The following is a 25,805-nucleotide window of genomic DNA, read 5'->3' as shown; positions in this document are numbered from 1 at the left end:
TGGACGGCTCGGGTCCGGACGTTCAGAGATCAGAGTCGGCGGCGGCGGCGGCGACGACGACGTAGCGTCCTGGGCCGCTGGACGACACCGGCCGGGGCCGGCGGCGGGATTCGAACCCGCGTCGCTCTCCGAACAGGAGAAGTAACCGCAGCCTGCGCACCTGAACAAGGTCCACCGTAACGTCGGCCGGTACGTCGGGCATCCGGATGAACAATGGGGCGTCGACTTGAGCCGACTGGAGAGGTGTGGCGGCGAACGGCGCCCTCCCAGCCGGTTCTAGGCGGCGGTGCCGCCCGCGTAGTCGCTGCTGAAGGTGGTCTCGATGGTGGAGGCGACGGACTGGGCCACCCCCGTGCCCGTGAGGATGAGGCCCAGTTCCCGGTTGTTGCTCAGCGAGTTGCTGCTGATGTTCATGGAACCCGCCTCCACCTCCTGGGTGGACAGGCCGTAGTCCGCGACCATCGCCTTGGCGTGTATGTAGAAGCCGTTGGGGTCGGAGTATCCGACGACGGTGCCGCCCGCCGCCTTGATCGCGGACACCTGGCTGGAGTAGCTGGAGGGGCTCTCCAGCACCACCCGTACGGCGACACCCGCCTTCGCCCTGGCCACGATGGCGTTGACCACCGTGGTGTCGCTGAACTCCAGTTCCTCGACGTCGAGCGTCTTGGTGGCGCTGTTGATCACGGACACCAGGCGGCTGCGCGAGTCGGTGGGCGACCAGAGCAGATGGTCGCCGTCCGTCGGGGTGATCGCGGTGCCGGCGTAGTCGGCGTTGAAGACCTTCTCGATCGAGGCGACGTCGCGGCTGTCGTCGTCGAACACGCCGTAGTCACGCCCGGTCGGGTAGTACTGGGAGGTGAGGTTGCCGGTGAGGATCAGCGACTTCGTGCCGTCCACCGTGATGGTCTTCTGGTGGGTGTAGACGAAGGTGGACGACGACCAGGCCACTCCCGCGCCCGCGCTCGTCAGGGAGTTGTACGCCGACTGGTTGGCGGACTTGTGCGCGCTGTCCAGGATCACCCGTACCGTGACGCCCTTGTTCTCCAGGGCTATGAGGTCGTTGACGGCGGTGGTGTCCTCCAGCTCGTACATGGTCATGTCGAGCGAGGTGGTGGCCGAGTTGATGAAGCCGTAGATGGTGGGCTGGCTGGTGCTCTGCGAGAAGGCGAACGCCGTGTAGCTCGCGGCGTTCGCGGGGACGGCGGTGGCGAGTACGGCGGTGCCGACCGCCAACGTGACACCGGCGCGACCGAGGACCTTCCACAACATGCGTGACTCCTAACCGAGTTGACGCCCACCCGGGGGGATTGTGGGCGTGTGCATGACACCACGCGCGTAGACAGCCGTGGAAGGGAAGGTGGGTGAACACGCAGTTACCGGTCGCCCGCCCAGGCGGACAAAGGGGACTACGCACAGATGGGAACCGGTTCATGCGATCCCCGCGCGATCGCAAAATCTTCGTAGCGCCCCTCTTGGCGCCTCCCGTAGCACCTCCAGTGACCCCGGATAGCGGCATCACGGCATCACGGCAACGGGACACCTTCGCCTCCCCTCCCGGCTCCCGACGCCACGCGCGGGCCTGAACCCGCGGGCCTCACGCTGCAATCGACCGGGAGCGGGTACGCCGGACCACGGACGACGAACGACGAACGACGAACGGCAGACGGCAGACGGCAGACGGCAGACGGCAGACCACGTACGGCGGACGCGGAACCCGTGCGCACCACGAACTACGTCACGAACTCCAGCCGTCGGTAAGGTCCACAGCCATGGTCGTAGCTCGTTCCCTTGCCCTGTTCGTCGTCGCCGCTCTGTTCGAGATCGGCGGAGCCTGGCTCGTGTGGCAGGGCATCCGGGAACACAGGGGCTGGATCTGGATCGGTGCGGGCGTCGTCGCGCTCGGCCTGTACGGGGTCGTGGCCACCTTCCAGAACGACGACAACTTCGGCCGTATCCTCGCCGCCTACGGCGGGATCTTCGTCGCCGGATCGATCGCCTGGGGCGTGATCGCCGACGGCTACCGCCCCGATCGCTGGGACATCATCGGCGCCTCGATCTGCCTCGCCGGGATGGCCGTGATCATGTACGCCCCGCGCAGCCACTGAAGCCACGGGGCCGCCGACCGGTGGTGAGCGGTGCCGTCGTCCCGATGCCGATCGGCCCCATCGCCCGGGCCACGCACCGCACGGAACGGTCACCGGCACGGATCGGGGTGCGGACGCTCCGGCACTCCCTGCGACGGGGTCGGGTTGGTGATGCTGGGACTGGTGACTCTGACGCGCTGACGGTTCGGTCAGCACACCGCCCGCGCTCCCCCTGGGTCCCGTCCGAATCGGATCGCGTCCGGCCCGGATCCCGTCGGCCATGGACTTGATCGACACTGCGGCCGCGAACCGGCCGGGATCCGCCGATGAGTTCTGCCGGCTGCGCCGGTCTACCAGGACGTACGCCATCGAGCCACCGACTGGAGACCCGCCATGACCACTCCCGCACACGCAGGCCGCATGCTCTTCGTGAACATCCCCGTAGCGGATCTCAAGCGCAGCAAGGCGTTCTTCGCCGAGCTCGGGTTCAGTTTCAACCCGAAGTTCACCGACGAGACCGCCGCCTGCATGCTGGTCGGCGAGCACGCCTTCGTCATGCTGCTCAGCCGCGAGAAGTTCGCGGAGTTCGCGAAACTGCCGATGGCCGACCCCACCACGCACACGCTGGCGCTGTACTCCTTCAGCGTGTCGTCCCGCGACGAGGTCGATACGGTCAGCGCCGCCGCGCTCGCGGCGGGCGGCACCGAGGTGGACGGCGCCGAGGACTACGGCTTCATGTACTCACGCAGCTTCTACGACCTCGACGGCCACGGCTGGCAGGTCATGTGGATGGACCCGGCGGCGGTGGAGCAGGGCCCCGAGGCCTTCGCAGCCTCCGCGCAGGACGCCGGCTCCCCGGCCTGACCCACCGCGTTCCGCCCGTGCGGCGTCGCCGTACGGCCGACCACCCCGCCGAGAGTCCCTCCCGAACAGGGAGGGACTCGGCCCGACCTCGGACCCCTCGACGCGGAATCGTGGACGATCACGGGGTGGTTGCTGAGGTCTGCCCGGCTGGGCGGTCGGCCGTAGCGGTCTTGACCTGTGATTGTCGGAGTTCCCGGTTCTTGGTGATCCAGCGCAGGGTGACGAAGAGCAGTCCGATCGTGGCGGCCACGCCGGCCAGGCCGGCCAGGGCAAAGGCGGGGAACGCGTCGTCTCCATTTCCCGGTGAGAAAGGGGGCTCGCGACACACAGACACGCAAAGAACCGTCAGCGGTGCGGGGACACGAGCGGTGGCGCGCGGACCGGCCGAGCGCCGCACTTGTGAGGCGCCTGGAACCAGTGGTGGAGCTCCAGGGCCCGGCAACGACGTCCGGGAGGGCGCCGCCGGCGCCGAGGGGCGAGGGCCCGAAGTACCTACCGCAGCCAACGCCGCGGCCCCCTCGTCCCCGCTCACCCCGCCAGCACCTCAATCACCCGATCGAGTGCCCGCTCACGTCAGTGAGAGTGACCGCTCGATGCCGGCGTCGCACCCGCGTTCTTGACCGTCAGGGGCAGCAACTTCTTGCCCGTGGGGCCGATTTGGATACTCGTGTCCATCTGGGGGCACACCCCGCAGTCGAAGCACGGGGTCCAGCGGCAGTCCTCGACCTCGGTTTCGTCGAGGGAGTCCTGCCAGTCCTCCCAGAGCCAGTCCTTGTCGAGGCCCGAGTCGAGGTGGTCCCAGGGCAGGACCTCCTCGTAGGTGCGCTCGCGGGTGGTGTACCAGTCGACGTCCACGCCGAAGTCGGGGAGGGTCTTCTCGGCGCAGCGCATCCAGCGCTGGTACGAGAAGTGCTCGCGCCAGCCGTCGAAGCGGCCGCCGTCCTCGTAGACCGCGCGGATGACGGAGCCGATGCGCCGGTCGCCGCGGGAGAGCAGGCCCTCGACGATGCCGGGCTTGCCGTCGTGGTAGCGGAAGCCGATCGAGCGGCCGTACTTCTTGTCGCCGCGGATCTTGTCGCGGAGCTTCGTGAGGCGGGCGTCCGTGTCCTCGGCGGAGAGCTGCGGCGCCCACTGGAACGGGGTGTGGGGCTTGGGGACGAAGCCGCCGATGGACACCGTGCAGCGGATGTCGTTCTGGCCGGAGACCTTGCGGCCCTCGGCGATCACGTTCATCGCCATGTCGGCGATCTGCATGACGTCCTCGTCCGTCTCCGTCGGCAGGCCGCACATGAAGTACAGCTTCACCTGGCGCCAGCCGTTGCCGTAGGCGGTGGAGACGGTCCGGATGAGGTCCTCTTCCGAGACCATCTTGTTGATGACCTTGCGCATGCGCTCGGAGCCGCCCTCGGGGGCGAAGGTCAGGCCCGAGCGGCGGCCGTTGCGGGTCAGCTCGTTGGCCAGGTCGACGTTGAAGGCGTCCACGCGGGTGGAGGGGAGGGACAGGCCGATCTTGTCCTCCTCGTAGCGGTCCGCGAGGCCCTTGGCGATGTCGCCGATCTCCGAGTGGTCGGCGGAGGACAGGGAGAGCAGGCCGACCTCCTCGAAGCCCGTCGCCTTGAGGCCCTTCTCCACCATCTCGCCGATGCCGGTGATGGAGCGCTCGCGCACCGGGCGGGTGATCATGCCCGCCTGGCAGAAGCGGCAGCCGCGCGTACAGCCGCGGAAGATCTCCACCGACATGCGCTCGTGGACCGTCTCCGCGAGGGGGACCAGGGGCTGCTTGGGGTAGGGCCACTCGTCGAGGTCCATCACCGTGTGCTTGGAGACGCGCCACGGGACGCCCGACTTGTTCGGGACCACGCGGGCGATCCGGCCGTCGGGGAGGTACTCGACGTCGTAAAAGGCCGGGATGTAGACGTTGCCCGTCTTCGCGAGGCGGAAGAGGACCTCCTCGCGGCCTCCGGGGCGGCCCTCCGCCTTCCAGGCGCGGATGATCTCCGTCATGTCGAGAACGGCCTGCTCGCCGTCGCCGATGATCGCCGCGTCGATGAAGTCGGCGATCGGCTCGGGGTTGAAGGCCGCGTGGCCGCCCGCGAGGACGATCGGGTCGTCCAGCGTGCGGTCCTTGGACTCCAGGGGAATGCCGGCCAGGTCCAGGGCGGTCAGCATGTTGGTGTAGCCCAGCTCCGTGGAGAAGGACAGGCCGAACACGTCGAAGGCCTTCACCGGGCGGTGGCTGTCCACCGTGAACTGCGGGACCCGGTGCTCGCGCATCAGCTCCTCGAGGTCCGGCCAGACGCTGTACGTGCGCTCGGCGAGGACGCCCTCGCGCTCGTTCAGCACCTCGTAGAGGATCATGACGCCCTGGTTGGGCAGGCCGACCTCGTACGCGTCGGGGTACATGAGCGCCCAGCGGACGTCACAGGTGTCCCAGGGCTTGACCGTGGAATTGAGCTCTCCGCCGACGTACTGGATCGGCTTCTGCACATGCGGGAGCAGAGCTTCGAGCTGTGGGAAGACCGACACGGCGGTTTCGGCAGGCATCTCGCGAACCTTCGTGAGCTGATGGGGGGTGACCATCTAGCGTAACGCGACCGGAGGCACCCGCCGCACCGCCGGACGGACATCGGGCCTCCAGCGCCTCCCGGACCACGGTGGCACCGTCGGCCCCGTGGGCCCTCACCGGCCGGTGAGGGCCGTCAGACCGCCGCCTGTGCCTCGATGGCCCCCCAGGCCCCCGGAAGCGCCGCCTCGGCGGCCGCCGCGCGCTGTTCCTCCCGCCCGTACAGCACCCCGTAGGTGAAGGAGCTCTCGCCCGCCGCGTGCGCCAGGGCCGCCAGTTCCCGCAGTGCCTCGCGGGTCATCACGCTGTCCTGGTGGTCGCCGAGCAGGCTCTGCAGCGACTTCATCGACTTGACCAGGGCGGCGGCGGGTGCGCCCAGGGCCGGGGTGGCGGCCTCGGCGGCGTAGCGGGTGCGCTTGGCCTTCTTGCGGGCGTCGTGCATCGTCTGGTCGCGCTCGGCGCCCGGTGGACGGTCGAGGGCCTCAACGACGAGGCCGGAGACCTTGCCGAAGTCCTTGCGTACGGACTTGGCGATGGCCTTCGCGGGGTCGCCGGCGGCCGCCTTGAGCAGCGGCGGGTCGGTGACGAGCGCGTCGAGCGCGGTCAGCAGCGCCAGGTAGCGTTTTCCGTCCAGGACGGCGATCAGGCGGCGCCGGGAGCCGCCGTGCCGGGCGTGCGCCCAGGTGCGCAGCCGGGTGCGGACGGGTCCGGAGAGCAGGGTGCGGGGCAGCCCACCGAGGGCCTCGGTGAGGCGTTCGGTGAGGACTTCCTGGTCGCGGTCGACGCCGAGCTCTCCGGCCAGCCACTTCAGCTCGTCGCCGATCGGGTCGGTGACGGCGCGGTCGAGGATCTTCCCGTACGAGCGGAAGGTGCTGCGCATCCGGCGGGTGGCGACGCGCATGCTGTGCACGGAGTCGTGGACGTCGCGGCGCACGGCCGGATCGAGTTCGACCAGGGCGTCGTACTGGGCGCGGAGGTAGGCGAGGACGTGGTCGCCCGCGGTGACCGGTTCTGTCCCGGGGGCGGGCTTCCCGGCGGGCTTCCCGGCGGGTTTCCGGGCGCGTCTGCCGGTCTCGTCCAGCGCCTTCGCCAGTTTGGAGGAGGAGGCGGAGCGGTTCAGGCCGGCCTTGCGGAGTCTCTTCTCCACCTTGTCGAGGAAGGCCGGGTCGCCGTCGTCGGCGAGTTCGACCTCGATCTCGGTCCATTCGGCGGTGCCCTTGCCTCCGCTGAGGCGTTCCGCGCGGACCCGGTCGAGGCTGACCTCGGCGAGCAGGGCGCCTGAGCCGTCGACGAGGTGGCGGATGTCGCGGGCCGACCGCAGGCGTACGAGGGGGACGAGTTCGGCGTCGCGCACGCGGGAGCGGACGAGGCCGGACAGCGCGCGGGGCACGGTGTCGGAGAGCGGGGCGCGGATCTCGTCGCGTACGCCCTCGGAGACGGGGAGTTTGAGGTGCCAGCCGGCGTCGTCGCCGCCGGTGCGGCGGCGCAGGGTGAGGGAGGCGGCGGCGAGGCGCTGGTCGGGGGTGTCGTAGTAGGTGGCGTCGAGTTCGGCGACGCCCTTGTCGACGACACCGGCGACTCCGGAGACGCCGCTCAGATCTGGCAGGTCGGTGCCGCCGTCGGCAGCGGGACCTTCGTACTTGCGCTCGATCTCGCGCTTCGTGTCCGCCATGAACCGAATCTAGACGCGTTTGGGGGCCGTGGGCAGTACCCAATCGGCCCCGGCTCGGCCAGGGGGCGCCTTTCCCGTTGGTCCGGGTGTCACCTCATGTTCCTCGGGGCGACACCCGGACTCGGGGCTGGGCCAGGGCTAGGCCGACATCGGGCGCTGCACTCTGATCGACTGCAGGAGGCCCACCGCGACCCAGACCGCGAACATCGATGATCCTCCGTAGGACACGAAGGGCAGGGGTAGACCGGCGACCGGCATGATGCCGAGGGTCATGCCGATGTTCTCGAAGGCCTGGAAGGCGAACCAGGCGATGATCCCGGCGGCGACGATCGTGCCGTACAGCTCGGTCGTCTCGCGGGCGATGCGGCAGGCCCGCCACAGGACCACGCCGAGGAGGAGCAGGATCAGGCCCGCGCCCACGAAGCCCAGTTCCTCGCCGGCGACCGTGAAGACGAAGTCCGTCTGCTGCTCGGGCACGAACTGGCCGGTCGTCTGGGAGCCGTGGCCGAGGCCGGTGCCGAAGAGACCGCCGGAGCCGATGGCGATACGGGCCTGGTTGGTGTTGTAGCCGACGCCGGCCGGGTCGAGGTCGGGGTTGGCGAAGGCCGCGAAGCGGTTGATCTGGTACTCGTCGAGGATGTGCAGCCGCCAGACGGCCACGGCGCCGATGGCGCCCGCGCTGATGAGGCCGAACACCCAGCGGTTGGAGGCGCCGGAGGAGAGCAGCACGCCGAGCACGATGACGACCGCGACCATGATGGTGCCGAGGTCGGGCATCAGCATCACGATCATCATCGGGACGGCGGCGAGGCCCAGTGCCTGGAGCACCGTGCGGTGGTCGGGGTACGGCTTGTCGCCCGCGTCCACCCGTGAGGCGAGCAGCATCGCCATGCCCAGGATGATCGTGATCTTGATGAACTCGGCGGGCTGGAGCGACAGGCCGCCCGCGACGAGCCAGTTGCGCTGGCCGTTGATCGTCGCGCCGAGCGGGGTCAGCACGAGCAGGATCATGAAGACCGAGAACCCGTACAGGATCGGCACGGCCGTGCGCAGGGTGCGGTGGCCGAGCCAGATCGTGCCGATCATCAGGCCGATGCCGATGCCGGTGTTCATCAGATGGCGGATGAGGAAGTAGTACGGGTCGCCCTGGTTGATCTCGGTGCGGTTGCGGGTCGCCGAGTAGACGAGGGCCGAGCCGATCAGCGAGAGCGCGACGGCCGACAGCAGTATCGGCCAGTCGAGCCGGCGGGCGAGCGAGTCGCGGGCGAACACACGTGTCCAGCCCGCGCGCTCGGGTCCGTACCCGGAGACGGAGAAGTTGTTGGCTCCGGTCATGTCAGGATCCTCAGCACTGTGTTCGCCGCCGTCGTCATGTCAGGATCCTCTTCCCCCGCCTCCTGGGCGGGCGGGACGTACGCCTTCGGGTGACGCGGTTGCCGGCGCTGGGTGAGGCGGTGGTGCCGGCGGGCAGGTTCGGGTCGGTGGTGCCGTCCTTGGGGGCCTGGCTGGCCTGCTGGTCCTTGGCCGGGTCCTTGGAGATGGCCGGGGCGTCGATCGAGCCGTCGGTCTGGATCTTCGGCAGGCTCTTCTGCGGGGTGGGCAGGAGGGCCTTCTTCTTGTCGATGGCGCCGTCCGCGGACACACCGTAGAGCGCGTTGTAGATCTTGCGCACGGCCTCACCGGACGCTCCCGAGCCCGTACCGGCCTGGGAGATCGTCATGATGATCGTGTAGTCCTTGGAGTACGTGGCGAGCCAGGACGTGGTCTGCTTGCCGTAGACCTCGGCGGTACCGGTCTTGGCGTGCAGCGGGATCTTGTCCTGCGGCCAGCCGCCGAACTTCCAGGCGGCGGTACCGCGGGTCACGACGCCCGCGAAGGCCTCGTTCATGCCCTTGAGCGTCGCCTTGCTGACCGGGAGCCTGCCGTTCACCTTCGGCTTGATGTCCTGGACGGTCCTGCCGTCGGCGCTGACGATGGCCTTGCCGATGGTCGGGGCGTACAGGGTGCCGCCGTTGGAGACCGCGGAGTACATGGCGGCTTCCTGGATCGGGGTGAGGAGGGTGTCACCCTGTCCGATGGAGTAGTTGATCGAGTCGCCCTCGCGCATCTTGTTGCCTTCGAGGCAGTTCTCGTACTCGATCCGCTGGACGTAGGTGCCGCCCTTCTTGCCGCTCTTGCACCAGGCGACCTTGTTGGCCTTCCAGTAGTTCAGCTTCCACTGGCGGTCCGGGATGCGGCCGGTGACCTCGTTGGGGAGGTCGATGCCGGTCGCCTTGCCGAGTCCGAACTGGTGGGCGGTCTTATAGAAGTAGTCCTTGGGGGTCTTCTTCGGGTTGATGCCGCCGTCCTTCTTCCACTCGTTGTCGGCGAGTCCGTAGAAGACGGTGTCGCAGGAGACCTCCAGGGCCCGGCCGAGCGAGATGGGGCCGAAGCTCTCCCCCTCGAAGTTCTTGAAGACCTGGCTGCCGACGGAGTAGGAGCTGGTGCAGGGGTAGTGGCCGTCGAAGGCGTAACCGGCCTGGACCGCGGCGGCGGTGGAGACCACCTTGAACGTCGAACCGGGCGCCGACTGACCCTGTATGGCGCGGTTCAGCAGCGGGTAGTTGGACTTCTTGCCGGTGAGCGCGGTGTAGTCCTTGCCGGAGATGCCGCCGACCCAGGCGTTCGGGTCGTACGTCGGCTGGGACGCCATGGCGACGACGCGGCCGGTCTTGGCCTCCATCACCACGACCGCGCCGGAGTCGGCCTTGTAGTTCTCGCCGGTGATCTTGTCGAACTGGGTCCGGGCGACCTTCATCGCGTCGTTCAGTTCGTACTCGGCGACACGCTGGACGCGGGCGTCGATGCTGGTGACGAGGTTGGCGCCGGGCTCGGCCTTGTCGCTCTTGGCCTTGCCGATGACGCGGCCGAGGTTGTCGACCTCGTAGCGGGTCACGCCGGCCTTGCCGCGCAGCGCCTTGTCGTACTCGCGCTCCAGGCCGGAGCGGCCTACCTGGTCGGAGCGGAGGTAGGGCGAGTCGGTGTCCTTGGCCTTGGTGATCTCGTCGTCGGTGACGGGCGAGAGGTAGCCGAGCACCTGCGCGGCGTTGGACTTGCCGGGGGCGGCGTAGCGGCGCACGGCCTCCGGCTCGGCGGTGATGCCGGGGAAGTCCTCGGAGCGTTCGCGGATCTGCAGTGCCTGGCGCGCGGTGGCCTTGTCGGTGATGGGGATCGGCTGGTAGGGCGAGCCGTTCCAGCACGGCTGCGGCGTCTTGGCGTCGCAGAGGCGGACCTTCTGGATGACGTCCTGGGGCTTGAGGCCCAGCACGCCGGCGAGCTTGGTGAGGACGGCCTTCCCGTCGTCCGGCATCTTCAGCAGGTCGGTGCGCGAGGCGGAGACCACGAGCCGGGTCTCGTTGTCGGCGATCGGAACGCCCCGCGCGTCGAGGATCGAGCCGCGCACGGCGGGCTGGACGACCTGCTGGACGTGGTTGCCGGAGGCTTCCTTGGCGTACTGCTGGCCGTTGCGGATCTGGAGGAACCAGAGGCGTCCGCCGAGGGTGCCGAGGAGGGAGAGCACGAGAATCTGGATGACGACGAGCCGGATCTGGACCCGTGGGGTCCGGCCGGTCTCGGGAATATTGGTCATGGGCGCGGCCCGTCCGCTGGAAGGCTGGTGGTGGGCGACGGGTGGGCGGTCACTGGAGCTGCCTCCCCCTCTCAGTGTGTGTACGAGTCATACGAGTACACGGCGAACCTGTGCGCGGTGCCCCCACGGTCGGTCAAGTCACTTGACCCGTGCGGCGCTTGAGGTGTCCGCCGGACGGTGCTCGTCGTTGTCGTCACAGCCGCTTGACCCCCTTGATGCGTCCGGCGCGGGCGACGCGTGCCTTGGCCGCCTTCACCCGCAGTCCGCCGCGCTGGCTGCCGATGCGCAGTCCGGTGCCGCCGGAGGACAGCCAGCCCGAGGCGACGTCGGCCGTCTTGGACGCCGAACCGCCGTCGGCGAGCGGATCGTTCTCGGCACGCCGGGCCAGCGCCATCAGCACCGGGACGACGAAGGGCGCGAGCAGCAGGTCGTAGAGGGCGGCGGTGAAGAGCAGGCTGGAGAGCCCGACCTGCCGGGCGGCGGTGTCGCCGACGAGGGCGCCGACGCTCGCGTACAGCAGGGTGGAGCCGATCGCGGCGGCGACGACGACGGCCATGGGTCCGGTGGCCGACTTGAGCCGGCCGTTCTCCGGTTTGGCCAGGCCCGCGAGATAGCCGATGACGCAGAGCACGAGGGCGTAGCGCCCGGCGGCGTGGTCGGCGGGCGGGGCGAGGTCGGAGAGCAGACCGGCGCCGAAGCCGATGAGCGCGCCGCCGACATGGCCGTAGACCATGGCGAGGGCGAGCACGGTCAGCAGCACCAGGTCCGGGACGGCGCCCGGGAGATGGAGTCGGGCAAGAACGCTCACCTGGATCACCAGGGCGACGACCACCAGGGTGACGGAGAGCAGCATCCGGTTGAAACGCATGGGATTCGGCTCCTCCTGCTACTGCTGCTGGCCGAGAACGGGGGCGCTGGCCGAGGGGGTGACCGTCACGGTCACGGTCGGCGTGGGCGTCGGTCTGGGTTTCGGCGGCAGCACGGTGTCACGTGGGTCGTGCTTGGGAGCCGAGACGACGACACCGACGATGTCGAGTCTGGTGAACGAGACGAACGGCGTGACGTAGACCGTGCGGGTCAGGTCGCCGCCGGACGGGTCGACCCGGGAGACGACACCGACGGGCACGCCGGGCACGAACGGCTTGTCGGCCTGCGAGCCGAAGGTGACCAGCCGGTCGCCCTTCTTGATCTTCGCCTTGGCGTTGAGGAGTTCGACGCGCAGCGGGCGGTCGCCCTGCCCCGAGGCGAAGCCGAGTTCGTCGGTCGACTCCATGCGGGTGCCGACGGTGAAGTCGGGGTCGTTGGCGAGCAGCACGGTCGCGGTGTCCGGGCCGACGGTGGTGACCCGGCCGACCAGCCCGGCGCCGTTCAGGACGGTCATGTCGCGCTGGATGCCGTCCCGGGCGCCCACGTCGATGGTGACGGTCCAGGAGAAGCCCTGGGCCGCTCCTATGGCGATCACTTCGGCGCCCTTGATGCCGTACTGGCCCTCACCCGCCACCTTGATCATCTTGTCGAGCTGCTTGAGCCGGCTGCGGTTGCGGTCGCCGCTGCCGAGCCTCGCCTTCAACGCCGCGTTGTCGTGCTCCAGTTGGGCGATCCGGTCATGCCGTCCGCCCGAGTCGCGGACCGCGGAGATCGCGTTGCCGACGGGGTCGACCGCGGACGACACCCCGTTCTCGATCGGGCCGAAGACCGTCGCGGCGGCCTGGCGGGCACCGTCGACCGGTGAGTCCTGCCCGCCGCGGATGTCCACCGTGATCAGTGCGAACGCGATGGCGATCAGCAGCACCAGGAGCAGCCGGCTCTCTCGTGTGTCCCTCACGTGCGGCGGCCGTGCCTTCCTCGTCGTATTGGGTCAACAGGGGCGCACCCTGGGCCGAACGGATGCCCACGGTGCGATGAGGCTGGGGTGGGGGGTGTGGCGGGCTGACTGTTATGGGGGAGGTTGTGGCTCTATGTCGCAGGAGTTTATGCCTCCATACCAACGATCCGCCGCACGAGGAGGGGTGATCTCGTACGGCGGAATCGAAGTGTTACTTCATCTGCGGGGCTGGGCGTCCAGAACCTGCTGGAGCGCCTCGAACTCCTCGACGCACTTGCCGGAGCCGAGCGCCACGCTGTCCAGCGGGTCCTCCGCGATGTGGATCGGCATGCCGGTCTCACGGCGCAGTCGCTCGTCCAGGCCGCGCAGCAGGGCTCCGCCACCGGTCAGGACGATTCCGCGGTCCATCACGTCACCGGAGAGCTCGGGCGGGCACTTGTCGAGCGTCGTCTTCACGGCGTCGACGATCGCGTTGACCGGCTCCTCGATCGCCTTGCGGACCTCCGACGCCGAGATGACGACCGTCTTGGGCAGTCCGGAGACCAGGTCCCGGCCGCGGATCTCGGTGTGTTCCTCGGTGTCGAGCTGGTACGCGGAACCGATCGTGAGCTTGATCTGCTCGGCCGTCCGCTCACCGAGGAGGAGGCTGTACTCCTTCTTGATGTACTGGATGATCGCGTTGTCCAGTTCGTCGCCCGCGACGCGGATGGACTGGGCGGTGACGATGCCGCCGAGCGAGATGACCGCGACCTCCGTGGTGCCGCCGCCGATGTCCACCACCATGTTGCCCGTGGCCTCGTGGACCGGCAGGCCGGCTCCGATGGCCGCGGCCATCGGCTCCTCGATGATGTGCACCTGGCGGGCGCCGGCCTGGGACGACGCCTCGATGACGGCACGGCGCTCGACACCCGTGATACCGGAGGGCACGCAGACGACGACACGGGGGCGGGCGAGGTAGCGCCGCTTGTGGATCTTCAGGATGAAGTAGCGGAGCATGCGCTCGGTGATCTCGAAGTCGGCGATGACGCCGTCCTTCATGGGGCGCACGGCGACGATGTTGCCCGGCGTCCGCCCGATCATCTTCTTGGCTTCCGCGCCCACCGCGAGGATCCCGCCGGTGTTGGTGTTGATCGCGACGACGGACGGCTCGTTGAGTACGATCCCGCGACCCCTGACGTACACCAGCGTGTTGGCGGTCCCGAGGTCGACAGCCATGTCACGGCCGATGAACGACATTGAGTTCCCCATCAGGATTCGTCTGGCCTTCCCAAGTGGAGCTTTGACGGCTTTTTAGGACGGCGAGGTTGGTGCAGCGACGTGAACGCTTCCATCGTAGACGCGCCTGCACGAACACTGCGCGAGGGTCTTCGCCATTGTCAGCAGATGACGAGCCGACTCGCTTGTGGAGACGGGCCATCGGGGTCACGCGTTCCCCCGATCAGCACGCATATGCCACGGGACGGCCGGATTTTTCACGGCCGTCCCAGGTCAGACTGTCGGAGCGGCTCTGACGCCGTCTCAGAAAATTTCTTTGAAATGCGCTGCCCGACGACTCTCCCGGATCGCCCGGTCGGCCGCACCGGGACCGCGCGCGACCTCGGGCGCGACCGTCCGTACGCGGACCGGTGACCGTCCGTGTGCGCGGGGGCGCGCACGCGGGGGCGCCGTCCGTACGGTCAGGCGCGGCCGGGGAAGAAGATCTTCACCTCACGCTCGGCGGACTCCTCGGAGTCGGAGGCGTGGATCAGGTTCTCGCGGACGATGACGCCGAAGTCACCGCGGATGGAACCGGGGGCGGCGGCGATCGGGTCGGTCGGGCCGGCCAGGGCGCGCACGCCCTCGATGACCCGCTCGCCCTCGACGATCAGCGCCACGACCGGGCCGGAGGCCATGAACTCCACCAGCGGCTCGTAGAAGGGCTTGCCCTTGTGCTCGCCGTAGTGCTGCTCCAGCGTGTCCTGGTCCAGGGTCCGCAGTTCCAGCGCGGTGATCTGCCAGCCGGCCTTGCGCTCGATACGGCTGATGATCTCGCCGGTCAGGCCGCGACGGACGGCGTCGGGCTTGAGAAGGACGAGGGTGCGCTGGCTCACGGGATGGCTCCTTCGGGTCACACTTGTGCGGATGACCGAGGTTACAGGGCGTGTCCGGGTGGCCGTCACACAGTGTCAGGTGATAGCGGCACGCGCCTCCGTCCGCCGACACGGGGCATGGACACGGGCCCCGGCCCGGACTGCCGGGAGCCGTGCCAGGCCTCGCACGGCATGGCACGGCGCGGCACTGCCCCGGACGTCCGCGCCGGGTCCGGTCCAGGCCGGGTTGCCGCCCGGCTCGGGGCGACGGCGGGGCTAGGCCGGGTTGCCGCCCGGCTCGGGGACGGTCGGGGACTGCTGTTGCGCCTGGGTGGCGAACCTGGCCTTGGCCTCGTCGATCTTCCGGCCGTAGTGGACCGAGGCCCACCACAGGGCGGCGAACGCCACGCCCAGGACGAACATCGACGGAACGACGAAACCGCCGGCGATCAGCAGGATCTGCAGCGCCCAGCCGAGCTGGACCCCGCCGGGCCGCGTGATCATGCCGCACAGCAGCACGCTCAGCGCCATCAGGACCCCGCAGACCGTCCAGACCGTGGCCGTGGACAGATCGGGTTCCTTCATGGCGACGAGTCCGGCGAAGCCGATGACGAAGAACTCGCCGATCAGCGTGGAAGCACAGAGCGTACGCACGAGAGTCAGCCCCTCCCCAGAAGCAGCCGGACCTCGCCGACCGTGATGACGGATCCGGTGACCAGCACGCCCCCGCCCGCGTACTCGCCCTCTTCCTCGGCGAGCGTGATCGCGGCCTCCAGCGCGTCGTCGAGCCGCGGCTCGACCTGGACCCGGTCCTCGCCGAAGACCTCGACGGCGATCCCGGCCAGTTCGTCCGTGTCCATCGCGCGATGGCTGGAGTTCTGGGTGACGACGACCTCGGCGAAGATCGGCTCGAAGGCCTCGAGCAGCCCCCGTACGTTCTTGTCGCCGCTCGCGCCGACCACCCCGATGAGCCGACTGAAGTCGAACACCTCGCTGACCGCCTCGGCGGTGGCACGGGCGCCCGCCGGGTTGTGCGCGGCGTCGAGCACGACCGTGGGCGAGCGCCGCACGATCTCCAGGCGGCCCGGCGAGGTGACCGCGGCGAACGCCTTGCGCACGGTGTCGATGTCGAGCCGCTGGGTGTGTGCCGAGCCGACCCCGAAGAACGCCTCGACCGCGGCGAGCGCCACGGCGGCGTTGTGCGCCTGGTAGGCGCCGTGCAGCGGCAGGAAGACCTCTTCGTACTCGCCGCCGAGGCCGCGCAGCGTGAGCAGTTGCCCGCCGACGGCGATCTGGCGCCCCACGACACCGAATTCGAGTCCCTCGCGGGCCACCGTCGCGTCGACCTCGACGGCCTTCTTCAGCAGCACCTGGGCCGCGTCGACCGGCTGCTGGGCGAGGATGACGGTGGCGTCCTGCTTGACGATGCCCGCCTTCTCGACGGCGATCTCGCCCGGCGTCCCGCCGAGCCGGTCGGTGTGGTCGAGGTCGATGGGGGTCACCACGGCGACGTCCCCGTCGATCACGTTGGTGGCGTCCCAGCTACCGCCCATCCCGACCTCGACGACGGCCACGTCCACGGGCGCGTCGGCGAAGGCGGCGTACGCCATCGCGGTGAGCACCTCGAAGAAGGACAGCCGGTACTCCTGCTGCCCGTCGATCATCTCGACGTAGGGCTTGATGTCGTTGTACGTCTCGATGAACCGCTCGGCGGAGACCGGCGCCCCGTCCAGGCTGATCCGCTCGGTGATCGACTGCACGTGGGGGCTGGTGTAGCGCCCGGTCCGCAGGTCGAAGGCGCCGAGGAGCGCCTCGATCATGCGGGCGGTGGAGGTCTTGCCGTTCGTGCCCGTGATGTGGATCGAGGGGTACGCGCGCTGCGGCTCCCCCAGGACGTCCATCAGCGCCGCGATCCGGGTGACGGAGGGCTCCAGCTTGGTCTCGCCCCAGCGGGTGGCGAGCTCGGCCTCCACCTCGCGCAGCGCCTTGTCGACCTCGGGGTCGGAGGGGCGCCCGGGGACGTCGGCCTCCGGGCCGCCGGTGCCCTGGGTCCGCAGGGTGCGGCTGCCGGCCTCGATCACCGCGAGGTCGGGGTCGCGTTCGGTCTCGTTCGCCACGATCTCGTCGAAGAGGCCGTGCGGGTCGGGGTGTTCCGAGTCGTCGGACGCGCTGCTGTCGTGCGGGGGGAGGTCACTCACGGGGCCAGTCTACGGAGACGGCGGGGTGTGCGGGCGTGTGGGGCCGTGTGGGGGTTTCGCCCCCTCCGCCCCTACCCGTCCCGTACCCGGGGCTCCGCCCCCCAACGCCCGCTCCGGCCTGACGGCCTCGTCCTCAGGCGCCGGACGGGCTGGAACTCTCCAGCGCCGGACGGAGGGATTCAGCCCCTCCGGCGATCGAGGAGCGGGGGCCGGGGGCAGCGCCCCCGTGACGGGACGGGAAGCCGGCCGTGTACCGCCGAAGGCCCCCGGACCGTGGGGTCCGGGGGCCTTCGCTTTCGCTGGGGCGGGAGCTACGCCTCCGGCAGCCGCTCCAGTTGCTCCTGGATGCGGGCGATGTCCTCGTCCGCCTTGGCGAGCCGGCCGCGGATCTTGTCCACGACGTTGTCCGGAGCCTTGGCGAGGAACGCCTCGTTGCCGAGCTTGCCGTTCGCCTGGGCCTTCTCCTTCTCGGCGGCGGCGAGGTCCTTGGCCAGACGCTTGCGCTCCGCGGCGATGTCGATCGTGCCCGACAGGTCGAGCGCGACCGTGGCGCCGGCGACCGGCAGCGTCGCCGTGGCCGAGAAGCTCTCGCCCTCCGGCTGGAGACGCAGGAGCTGGCGGATGGCCGCCTCGTGGGGGGCCAGCGCGGTCCCGTCGAGGGTCAGCCGGGCCGGGACCCGCTGGCCCGGCTGGAGGCCCTGGTCGGCACGGAAGCGGCGGACCTCCGTGATGACCTGCTGGAGCTTCTCGATCTCCTGCTCGGCGCCGGTGTCACGGAAGCCGCCCGCCGCGTCGGCGCCGGGGACGGAGACGGCCTTCGGCCAGTCCGCGATGACGACCGACTCGCCGCCCGTGAGGGTGGTCCAGAGGGTCTCCGTCACGAACGGGACGATCGGGTGCAGCAGTCGCAGCGTCACGTCCAGGACCTCGCCGAGGACCCGGCCGGAGACCTTCGCGGGTTCGCCGCCCGCCATGAACGTCGTCTTGGACAGCTCGACGTACCAGTCGAAGACCTCGTCCCACGCGAAGTGGAACAGCGCGTCCGACAGCTTGGCGAACTGGAAGTCGTCGTACAGGGCGTCGACTTCGGCGACCGTGGCGTTCAGCCGGGACAGGATCCAGCGGTCGGTGGCCGACAGCTCCTCGACGGGCGGGAGGTCGCCGTCGACCGTCGCGCCGTTCATCAGCGCGAAACGGGTGGCGTTCCAGATCTTGTTGGCGAAGTTGCGCGAACCCTGGACCCAGTCCTCGCCGATCGGCACGTCGACACCGGGGTTGGCACCGCGCGCGAGCGTGAACCGCAGGGCGTCACTGCCGTACTTGTCCATCCAGTCCAGCGGATCGACCGCGTTCCCGAAGGACTTGGACATCTTCTTGCCGAACTGGTCGCGGACCATGCCGTGCAGGGCGACGGTGTGGAACGGCGGGGTGCCGTCCATCGCGTACAGGCCGAACATCATCATCCGGGCGACCCAGAAGAAGAGGATGTCGTAGCCGGTGACCAGGACGGAGTTCGGGTAGAACTTCGCGAGGCTCTCGGTCTGTTCGGGCCAGCCGAGCGTGGAGAACGGCCACAGGCCGGAGGAGAACCAGGTGTCGAGGACGTCGGTGTCCTGGTGCCAGCCCTCGCCCGTCGGGGCCTCGTCGTCGGGACCGACACAGACGATCTCGCCGTTCGGGCCGTACCAGACCGGGATGCGGTGACCCCACCACAACTGCCGCGAGATGCACCAGTCGTGGAGGTTGTCGACCCAGTCGAAGTACCGCTTCTCCATCTCCTGCGGGTGGATCTTGACGCGGCCGTCGCGGACGGCGTCGCCCGCGGCCTTCGCCAGCGGACCGACCTTGACCCACCACTGCATCGACAGGCGCGGCTCGATGGTGGTCTTGCAGCGCGAGCAGTGGCCGACGGAGTGGCTGTAGGGCCGCTTCTCGGCGACGATCCGGCCCTCGGCGCGCAGGGCGCCGACGATGGCGGAACGGGCCTCCAGACGGTCCAGGCCCTGGAAGGGGCCCGGGACCGTGATGACCGCGTGCTCGTCCATGACGGCGATGTTGGGCAGGTTGTGGCGCTGCCCGATCTCGAAGTCGTTCGGGTCATGGGCGGGCGTCACCTTGACGGCGCCGGTGCCGAACTCGGGGTCGACGTGCTCGTCCGCGACGACCGGGATGGAACGGTCGGTCAGCGGCAGCCTGATGAGCTTGCCGACGAGGTGCTTGTAGCGCTCGTCCTCCGGGTGGACGGCGACGGCGGTGTCGCCGAGCATCGTCTCGGCACGGGTGGTGGCGACGACGATGGACTCGTCCCCCTCCCCGTACTTCATGGAGACCAGTTCGCCGTCGTCGTCCTGGTACTCGACCTCGATGTCGGAGATCGCGGTGAGGCAGCGCGGGCACCAGTTGATGATGCGCTCGGCGCGGTAGATCAGCTCGTCGCCGTAGAGCTTCTTGAAGATGGTCTGGACGGACTGGGACAGGCCCTCGTCCATGGTGAAGCGCTCACGCGACCAGGCGACGCCGTCGCCGAGGCGGCGCATCTGGCCGGAGATCTGCCCGCCGGACTCGTCCTTCCACTGCCAGACGCGCTCGACGAACGCCTCACGGCCGAGGTCGTGCCGCGACTTGCCCTCCTTGCCCAGCTCCCGCTCGACGACGTTCTGGGTGGCGATGCCGGCGTGGTCCATGCCCGGCTGCCAGAGCGTCTCGAAGCCCTGCATGCGCTTGCGGCGGGTGAGGGCGTCGATGAGGGTGTGCTCGAAGGCGTGCCCGAGGTGCAGGCTGCCCGTGACGTTCGGGGGCGGGATGACGACCGTGAACGGAGGCTTCTCGCTCTTCGCGTCCGCCTCGAAGTAACCGCGTTCTACCCAGCGCTCGTACAGCGGCCCCTCTACATCGGCCGGCGCGTACTGGGTCGGCAGTTCGGGGTTGGGCTCTGGTGGCTGCTGCTGAGCGTTTTCGGTCACGGGGTCAGTTTAGAGGCGTCACGCCCCTGTCCCGAAACGCGATTACTTCGTAACGGTGCGGCCCCCGGCGGCTTGGGGGCGTGACCTGTGCGCCAGGATGTTCGGAACACATAAGTATCTGGAGGGGAACCCAGAAATGAGCTACAACCAGCCGGGCCCGTACGGCGGGCAGCCCGAGCAGCCCGGACCGTACGGTCAGCCGGGCCAGCCGGGCCCTTACGGGCAGCAGCCGCCGGCCCCGCAGCCCGGTTACGGTTACCCGCCCCAGGCTCCCCCCGCGCAGCCCGGCTACGGCTACCCCCAGCAGGCTCCCCAGGGTGTCCCGCCGCAGACTCCCCCGTACGGCCAGCCGCCCGCCTACGGCCAGCCGCCGTACGGCCAGCAACCCCCTTACGGCACCGTCCCGATGCCGCCCGAACCGTCCGGCGGCAAGAAGCGGACGGCCCTGATAGTCGGCGCCGTCGCCGTGGTGGCGGCCATCGCGGTGGGGGCGTACCTCCTGTTCGGCGCCAGCACCACAAGCACCGTCGCCGACGACGGCCCCCACAAGCTGACTACGCCGGCGACGGTTCTCGGCGGCGAGTACAAGAAGTCCACCCAGGCGGGCGACACCGGTGGCGGCATGACCAAGAAGGACCTGCAGGACGCCGAGGGCTGGGGCGTGAAGAACCCCAAGGACGTCAACGCGACGTACCAGTCGGGCGACGCGAGCAACCCGCTGACGGCGAAGCAGATCTCCTTCGGCGGCGTCTGGGGAACCATCGGCGACCCGGCGACGGCCGTCGACAACATGTTCGCCGACATGAAGACGAACCAGGAGAAGGAAGGCACCAAGGACGGCGAGCTCATCGGCAGCCCGAAGGCGTACACGCCGAGCGCGCTCGACGGTGCCGTCCTCAAGTGCCAGGAAGTCAAGATCAAGAGCGGCGCGGGCCCCAAGTCGCTCACGATGCCGGTCTGCATCTGGGGCGACCACAGCACGCTCGGATTCGTGATGCCGATCGACCTCGCCGGCATGATGGCCGGCAAGGGCAGCACCCCCGAGGCGGCTGCCGAGATCGCCGCGAAGCTCCGCAAGGACGTCCGGGTCCCGGTCTCCTGACCTGAGCCGACCGTCTGCGGTGAACACGGAAGACAAGGGGCGCCCGGCGATTGCTCGCCGGGCGCCCCTTCGTCCTGTGGGTGTCGCTACGCCGTCTTCTGCTCCCCCGGCCCCCGGCCCCGGGCGTCGCGCGGGATCAGGGTCGGGTTGACGTTGCGCAGGACCACGTCGGCGGTGATGACCACGCGGGCGACGTCCTTGCGGGACGGGACCTCGTACATCACGGCCTGGAGGACTTCCTCCATGATGGCGCGCAGGCCACGGGCGCCGGTCTGGCGGAGGATGGCCTGGTCGGCGATGGCCTCCAGGGCCTCGCGCTCGAAGTCCAGCTCCACGCCGTCGAGTTCGAAGAGGCGCTGGTACTGCTTCACCAGGGCGTTGCGCGGCTCGACCAGGATCTGGAGGAGCGCCTCGCGGTCCAGGTTGTGGACCGAGGTGATGACCGGGAGACGGCCGATGAACTCGGGGATCATGCCGAACTTGACCAGGTCCTCCGGCATGACGGCCGCGAACTGGTCCTTGGACTCCAGCTCCCGCTTCGAGCGGATCGTCGCGCCGAAGCCGATGCCCTTCGCGCCGGCCCGGGACTCGATGAGCTTCTCCAGACCGGAGAAGGCGCCGCCCACGATGAACAGGACGTTCGTCGTGTCGATCTGGATGAACTCCTGGTGCGGGTGCTTGCGTCCGCCCTGGGGCGGCACCGAGGCCGTCGTGCCCTCGAGGATCTTCAGGAGCGCCTGCTGCACACCCTCGCCGGACACATCGCGCGTGATCGACGGGTTCTCGCTCTTACGGGCGACCTTGTCGATCTCGTCGATGTAGATGATCCCGGTCTCGGCCTTCTTGACGTCGTAGTCGGCGGCCTGGATCAGCTTCAGCAGGATGTTCTCGACGTCCTCGCCGACGTACCCCGCCTCCGTCAGCGCCGTCGCGTCGGCGATGGCGAACGGAACGTTCAGCATGCGCGCGAGGGTCTGGGCGAGGAGCGTCTTGCCGGAGCCCGTGGGGCCCAGCAGGAGGATGTTGGACTTCGCCAACTCGATGGCGTCCTCGCGGTTCTGGCCCGTGCTGTTCTCACCGGCCTGGACGCGCTTGTAGTGGTTGTACACCGCGACCGAGAGGGCCTTCTTGGCCGACTCCTGCCCGACCACGTACCCCTCGAGGAACTCGTAGATCTCGCGGGGCTTGGGGAGTTCCTCCCAGCGCACCTCGCTCGTCTCCGCGAGTTCTTCCTCGATGATCTCGTTGCAGAGATCGATGCACTCGTCGCAGATGTACACACCGGGGCCTGCGATGAGCTTCTTGACCTGCTTCTGGCTCTTGCCACAGAACGAGCACTTGAGCAGATCGCCGCCGTCACCGATGCGTGCCACGGTGTGCTTCCCCTTCGCCTGGGAGACGCCTAGGTCCAGCGGCTCCTGGTGCTGCCTTATGTCCGACGGTACCTTGCCGAGCCCCTCGTCCGGGCCCCCCTTGGCGCGGTTCACTTTGTCGTGGACCGAGCCAAGGAGCGGCAGACGATACAGCGATACGTCACACGACCGAGGAGTTGTTCATTTTCCGAGTGGAAATGATCTGGTCGATCAGGCCGTACGCGAGGGCGTCCTCGGCCGTGAGGATCTTGTCGCGCTCGATGTCCTCGCGGATCTTCTCGATCGGCGTGGTCGAGTGCTTGGCCAGCATGTCTTCCAGCTGCGCGCGCATCCGGAGGATTTCGTTCGCCGCGATCTCGAGGTCCGAGACCTGCCCGCGGCCGGTCTCGCTGTACGGCTGGTGGATCAGCACACGGGCGTTCGGAAGTGCCATGCGCTTCCCCGGTGTGCCGGCGGCCAGCAGGATCGCGGCGGCCGAGGCGGCCTGACCCATGCAGACCGTCTGAACGTCCGGCTTCACGAACTGCATCGTGTCGTAAATGGCCGTGAGGGCCGTGAACGAGCCACCGGGGCTGTTGATGTAGACCGAGATGTCACGGTCTGGGTCCATCGACTCCAGGCACAGCAGCTGCGCCATGACGTCGTTGGCGGAGGCGTCGTCGATCTGCACGCCGAGGAAGATCACGCGCTCCTCGAACAGCTTCGCGTACGGGTCGTACTCACGCACGCCCTGCGAGGTGCGCTCGACGAAGCGCGGGATGACGTAGCGGGACTCCGCGCGAGGACCGGTGTACTCGGCCTGCGTGCGGGCGAAGAGGCCGCTGCCGGGGAAGTCGTTCACTGTGTCTCCTGAAAAACCTGAAAGGGCTGAGCGGTCGGCTGAGAGCACGCTGGGGGCCCGGTGCCACCCGGGGGCGGGAAGGGGCCCCGCGTCGCCCTCGGGGGCGCTGGAGGGGCTTACGACGCCCCGGTGCCGCCACCGCCCGGCATACCGGCAGCGGTGGGCACGATGTCGTCGATGAGGCCGTACTCCTTGGCCTCGATCGGGTCGAACCAACGGTCGCGGTCCGAGTCACGAGTGATCTGCTCGACCGTCTGACCGGTGTGGAACGAGGTCAGCTCGGCCATCCGCTTCTTGGTGTGCAGCAGCCGCTCGGCGTGGATCTTGATGTCCGACGCGGAGCCCGCGAGACCCGCGGAGGGCTGGTGGATCAGGATCTCGGCGTTCGGCAGGGCGAAGCGCTTGCCGGGGGTGCCCGCGCTGAGCAGGAACTGACCCATCGAGGCCGCCATGCCCATGGCGATCGTCACCACGTCGTTCTTGATGAACTGCATGGTGTCGTAGATCGCCATGCCGGCCGTGATCGATCCGCCGGGGCTGTTGATGTAGAGGTAGATGTCCTTGTCCGGGTCGGCGGCAAGGAGCAGCAGCTGCGCCGTGATCTTGTTGGCGATGTCATCGTCGACCGCCTGGCCGAGGAAGATGATCCGCTCGCCGAGCAGTCGGTTGTAGACCTGGTCGCCGAGGCCACCACCGATAGGGTCGCCGGCAGCTGTGGGCATCAGATTCGTCACGTATCCACCTGCTCGTCTTGCGACGGCGCCGGGCCGTCTCACGTCTTCTGCAGGGCCTGGGACCCCGGGTTCCGCGCCGCCTCTCGACGGCGTCCGGAGACTCCCCTGCCCTCGTATTCATGGACCCTAACGCGCGGGTCCCTCCGGGGAATCCCGCAGAGGGAACTGTTCGCTGTGAGCGCATGTGCCGCGCGGGCCCGACCGGGCTCCCGGGGCCGCTCCTCAAGGGGCTGGGCGCCTCTGTGCCCGGCCCGCCGGAGCCGGCCGCGTCACCGGCGCGGGCCGGTGCCGCGCACCCCCGAAACGCCGCCCCATGGGGTACCGGGGGCCCAGGAACGCGACCGCGGCCGGGTGGCGGCTGCTCGCGCGGTTCCTCGCGCCCCCAAAGCGGACGGGCCCCCGGAGACATGAAATCCCCAGGGGCCCGTCAGGCGTACAAGCGAGGCGATCAGGCCTCGGGGGTCTCCTCGGCCTCGGCGGCCTCGGAGTCGCCGGCGGTCGCGGCCGTCTCGTCCTCCTCGTCGTCGAGGTCGACGACCTCGCCGTTGGTGTCCTTGACCGTGGCGGCCTCGACGACGACCGCGAGGGCCTTGCCGCGGGCGACCTCGCCGACCAGCATCGGGACCTGGCCGCCCTCGACGACGGCCTGGGCGAACTGGTCGGGGGACATGCCGGAGGAGGCCGCGCGCCGCATGAGGTGCTCGGTGAGCTCCTCCTGGTTGACGTTCAGCTTCTCCTTGTTGACGAGCTCGTCGAGGACGAACTGCGTCTTGATGCCCTTGACCGCGGCTTCCTTGGTCTCGGCGTCGAACTCTTCCTCGGTCTTGCCCTGGATCTCCAGGTACTTCGCGAGGTCGAGACCCATCTGGCCGAGCTGGTGGTGCTCGAGGTTGTGCTTACGGGTGTTGATCTCGTCCTCGAGCAGCTTCTCGGGGACGGGCACCTCGACGAGCTCCAGCAGCTTCTCCAGGACGCGCTCCTGGGCCTGCGTGGCCTGGTCGAACTGCTTCATGTTCTCGAGGCGCTTGCGGCTGTCCGCCTTGAGCTCGTCGAGGGTGTCGAACTCGGAGGCGAGCTGCGCGAACTCGTCGTCCAGCTCGGGCAGTTCACGAGCGGCGACCTGGGTGACCTTGACGGTGACCTCGGCCTCCTTGCCCGTGGCGGAGCCGCCCTTGAGCTCGGAGGTGAAGGTGGCCTCGCCACCGGCCTCCAGGCCCTTCACGGCCTCGTCGATGCCGTCGAGCAGTTCGCCCGAGCCGATGGTGTACGAGACACCGCTGGCGACACCGTCCTCCAGGATCTCGCCGTCGACCTTGGCCTCGAGGTCGAGGGTGACGACGTCGTCGTCCTGGGCCGCGCGCTCGACCGGGGAGGTCGAGGCGAAGCGCTCGCGCAGGTCGGAAACGGCCTTCTCGACGTCCTCGTCGCTGACCTCGATGGCGTCGACCTCGACCTCGATGCCGGAGTAGTCCGGGATCTCGATGGCCGGACGGATGTCGACCTCGGCGGTGAAGTTCAGCGTCTCGCCGTCCTTCAGCTCGGTGATGTCGACCTCAGGCTGTCCGAGGACATTCAGCTCAGCCTCGTTGACCGCTTCGGTGTAGAACTTCGGGAGCGCGTCGTTGACGGCCTCTTCGAGCACGGCGCCTCGACCGAACCGCTGGTCGATGATGCGCGCCGGGATCTTGCCCTTCCGGAACCCCTTCACCGTGACCTGCTGGTTGATCTTCTTGTACGCCGCGTCGAGGCTGTCCTTGAGCTCCTCGAAGGGCACCTCGACAGTGAGCCGAACCCGAGTCGGGTTCAGGGTCTCCACGGCGCTCTTCACGGTTCGGTCTCCTTGTGGCTGACTTCTTGGGGGGTTCTGCTGCGTGCTGCTGCCGGTCGGG

The 25,805-nt window shown here is 69.1% G+C and carries 20 protein-coding genes and 1 tRNA gene; 3 read left to right on the top strand and 18 right to left on the bottom strand.

From position 1 onward, the window contains the following. Positions 1 to 95: 95 nt before the first annotated feature. Positions 96 to 187 (bottom strand) — tRNA-Ser (locus OHT01_RS26250). An 89-nt stretch (positions 188 to 276) separates the two neighbouring features. Then, entirely contained in the window at positions 277 to 1,269 is a 993-nt protein-coding gene (locus OHT01_RS26245) for a phospholipase D-like domain-containing protein (protein ID WP_328555574.1), read from the bottom strand. A 500-nt stretch (positions 1,270 to 1,769) separates the two neighbouring features. On the opposite strand from OHT01_RS26245, the gene OHT01_RS26240 reads away from it, so the two are divergent. Then, positions 1,770 to 2,105 (top strand): YnfA family protein, encoded by a 336-nt coding sequence (locus OHT01_RS26240; protein ID WP_328555573.1) that lies wholly within the window; start codon positions 1,770 to 1,772, stop codon positions 2,103 to 2,105. 372 nt (positions 2,106 to 2,477) lie between these two features. After that, positions 2,478 to 2,948, top strand: a complete 471-nt coding sequence (locus OHT01_RS26235) for a VOC family protein (RefSeq protein WP_328555572.1) — start codon at positions 2,478 to 2,480, stop codon at positions 2,946 to 2,948. A gap of 118 nt (positions 2,949 to 3,066) precedes the next feature. On the opposite strand, the gene OHT01_RS26230 is transcribed toward OHT01_RS26235, so the two are convergent. The 12 genes from OHT01_RS26230 to OHT01_RS26175 form a co-directional block, all read right to left on the bottom strand. After that, positions 3,067 to 3,198, bottom strand: a complete 132-nt coding sequence (locus tag OHT01_RS26230) for a hypothetical protein (RefSeq protein WP_328555571.1) — start codon at positions 3,196 to 3,198, stop codon at positions 3,067 to 3,069. 323 nt (positions 3,199 to 3,521) lie between these two features. Continuing rightward, the gene (locus OHT01_RS26225; RefSeq protein ID WP_328555570.1) at positions 3,522 to 5,492 is read right to left on the bottom strand and encodes a TIGR03960 family B12-binding radical SAM protein; all 1,971 of its coding nucleotides are present in this window, start codon (positions 5,490 to 5,492) and stop codon (positions 3,522 to 3,524) included. 155 nt (positions 5,493 to 5,647) lie between these two features. Next, complete coding sequence (locus OHT01_RS26220) at positions 5,648 to 7,183, bottom strand: CYTH and CHAD domain-containing protein (RefSeq protein WP_328555569.1); 1,536 nt, start codon at positions 7,181 to 7,183, stop codon at positions 5,648 to 5,650. Between the two features lie 138 nt (positions 7,184 to 7,321). Further along, the gene (gene rodA, locus OHT01_RS26215) at positions 7,322 to 8,518 is read right to left on the bottom strand and encodes a rod shape-determining protein RodA (RefSeq protein WP_328555568.1); all 1,197 of its coding nucleotides are present in this window, start codon (positions 8,516 to 8,518) and stop codon (positions 7,322 to 7,324) included. Between the two features lie 34 nt (positions 8,519 to 8,552). Next, positions 8,553 to 10,811, bottom strand: a complete 2,259-nt coding sequence (gene mrdA, locus OHT01_RS26210) for a penicillin-binding protein 2 (RefSeq protein WP_328555567.1) — start codon at positions 10,809 to 10,811, stop codon at positions 8,553 to 8,555. Positions 10,812 to 11,004: 193 nt separating this feature from the next. Next, positions 11,005 to 11,679, bottom strand: a complete 675-nt coding sequence (gene mreD, locus OHT01_RS26205) for a rod shape-determining protein MreD (RefSeq protein WP_328555566.1) — start codon at positions 11,677 to 11,679, stop codon at positions 11,005 to 11,007. A gap of 18 nt (positions 11,680 to 11,697) precedes the next feature. Then, on the bottom strand, positions 11,698 to 12,636 hold the full coding sequence (gene mreC, locus OHT01_RS26200) for a rod shape-determining protein MreC (RefSeq protein WP_328555565.1): 939 nt from the start codon (positions 12,634 to 12,636) through the stop codon (positions 11,698 to 11,700). Between the two features lie 216 nt (positions 12,637 to 12,852). Further along, positions 12,853 to 13,872, bottom strand: a complete 1,020-nt coding sequence (locus tag OHT01_RS26195; RefSeq protein WP_328555564.1) for a rod shape-determining protein — start codon at positions 13,870 to 13,872, stop codon at positions 12,853 to 12,855. Positions 13,873 to 14,312: 440 nt separating this feature from the next. Beyond that, positions 14,313 to 14,726, bottom strand: a complete 414-nt coding sequence (gene ndk / locus OHT01_RS26190; protein ID WP_059205347.1) for a nucleoside-diphosphate kinase — start codon at positions 14,724 to 14,726, stop codon at positions 14,313 to 14,315. Positions 14,727 to 14,981: 255 nt separating this feature from the next. Further along, positions 14,982 to 15,359, bottom strand: a complete 378-nt coding sequence (locus OHT01_RS26185; RefSeq protein WP_328555563.1) for a DUF4233 domain-containing protein — start codon at positions 15,357 to 15,359, stop codon at positions 14,982 to 14,984. A 5-nt stretch (positions 15,360 to 15,364) separates the two neighbouring features. Further along, positions 15,365 to 16,903, bottom strand: a complete 1,539-nt coding sequence (gene folC, locus OHT01_RS26180) for a bifunctional tetrahydrofolate synthase/dihydrofolate synthase (RefSeq protein WP_328555562.1) — start codon at positions 16,901 to 16,903, stop codon at positions 15,365 to 15,367. Between the two features lie 311 nt (positions 16,904 to 17,214). Further along, entirely contained in the window at positions 17,215 to 19,866 is a 2,652-nt protein-coding gene (locus OHT01_RS26175; protein WP_328555561.1) for a valine--tRNA ligase, read from the bottom strand. A 136-nt stretch (positions 19,867 to 20,002) separates the two neighbouring features. On the opposite strand from OHT01_RS26175, the gene OHT01_RS26170 reads away from it, so the two are divergent. Further along, complete coding sequence (locus OHT01_RS26170; protein WP_328555560.1) at positions 20,003 to 20,968, top strand: hypothetical protein; 966 nt, start codon at positions 20,003 to 20,005, stop codon at positions 20,966 to 20,968. A gap of 86 nt (positions 20,969 to 21,054) precedes the next feature. Here the strand turns inward: OHT01_RS26170 and clpX are convergent, their stop codons facing one another. The 4 genes from clpX to tig form a co-directional block, all read right to left on the bottom strand. Continuing rightward, on the bottom strand, positions 21,055 to 22,341 hold the full coding sequence (clpX, locus tag OHT01_RS26165) for an ATP-dependent Clp protease ATP-binding subunit ClpX (RefSeq protein WP_328555559.1): 1,287 nt from the start codon (positions 22,339 to 22,341) through the stop codon (positions 21,055 to 21,057). 160 nt (positions 22,342 to 22,501) lie between these two features. Further along, on the bottom strand, positions 22,502 to 23,182 hold the full coding sequence (locus OHT01_RS26160; RefSeq protein WP_328555558.1) for an ATP-dependent Clp protease proteolytic subunit: 681 nt from the start codon (positions 23,180 to 23,182) through the stop codon (positions 22,502 to 22,504). A gap of 116 nt (positions 23,183 to 23,298) precedes the next feature. Further along, a complete protein-coding gene (locus tag OHT01_RS26155) occupies positions 23,299 to 23,904 on the bottom strand; it encodes an ATP-dependent Clp protease proteolytic subunit (RefSeq protein WP_328558268.1) in 606 nt (201 codons plus the stop codon). A gap of 460 nt (positions 23,905 to 24,364) precedes the next feature. Further along, entirely contained in the window at positions 24,365 to 25,744 is a 1,380-nt protein-coding gene (gene tig, locus OHT01_RS26150; RefSeq protein ID WP_328555557.1) for a trigger factor, read from the bottom strand. Positions 25,745 to 25,805 lie beyond the last annotated feature (61 nt).

It is taken from the genome of Streptomyces sp. NBC_00358 (assembly GCF_036099295.1).
In the GTDB taxonomy this organism is placed as follows: Bacteria; Actinomycetota; Actinomycetes; order Streptomycetales; family Streptomycetaceae; genus Streptomyces.
The sequence above is the reverse complement of the archived record's forward strand: the minus strand, read 5'-3'. Positions and strand labels throughout refer to the sequence as shown.

Coding starts and splice junctions, on each gene's coding strand:
- OHT01_RS26245 (WP_328555574.1), bottom strand. CDS start 1,269: ATGTTGTGGAAGGTCCTCGGTCGCGCCGGTGTCACGTTGGCGGTCGGC.
- OHT01_RS26240 (WP_328555573.1), top strand. CDS start 1,770: ATGGTCGTAGCTCGTTCCCTTGCCCTGTTCGTCGTCGCCGCTCTGTTC.
- OHT01_RS26235 (WP_328555572.1), top strand. CDS start 2,478: ATGACCACTCCCGCACACGCAGGCCGCATGCTCTTCGTGAACATCCCC.
- OHT01_RS26225 (WP_328555570.1), bottom strand. CDS start 5,492: ATGCCTGCCGAAACCGCCGTGTCGGTCTTCCCACAGCTCGAAGCTCTG.
- OHT01_RS26220 (WP_328555569.1), bottom strand. CDS start 7,183: ATGGCGGACACGAAGCGCGAGATCGAGCGCAAGTACGAAGGTCCCGCT.
- rodA (WP_328555568.1), bottom strand. CDS start 8,518: ATGACCGGAGCCAACAACTTCTCCGTCTCCGGGTACGGACCCGAGCGC.
- mrdA (WP_328555567.1), bottom strand. CDS start 10,811: ATGACCAATATTCCCGAGACCGGCCGGACCCCACGGGTCCAGATCCGG.
- mreD (WP_328555566.1), bottom strand. CDS start 11,679: ATGCGTTTCAACCGGATGCTGCTCTCCGTCACCCTGGTGGTCGTCGCC.
- OHT01_RS26195 (WP_328555564.1), bottom strand. CDS start 13,872: ATGTCGTTCATCGGCCGTGACATGGCTGTCGACCTCGGGACCGCCAAC.
- OHT01_RS26170 (WP_328555560.1), top strand. CDS start 20,003: ATGAGCTACAACCAGCCGGGCCCGTACGGCGGGCAGCCCGAGCAGCCC.
- OHT01_RS26155 (WP_328558268.1), bottom strand. CDS start 23,904: ATGCCCACAGCTGCCGGCGACCCTATCGGTGGTGGCCTCGGCGACCAG.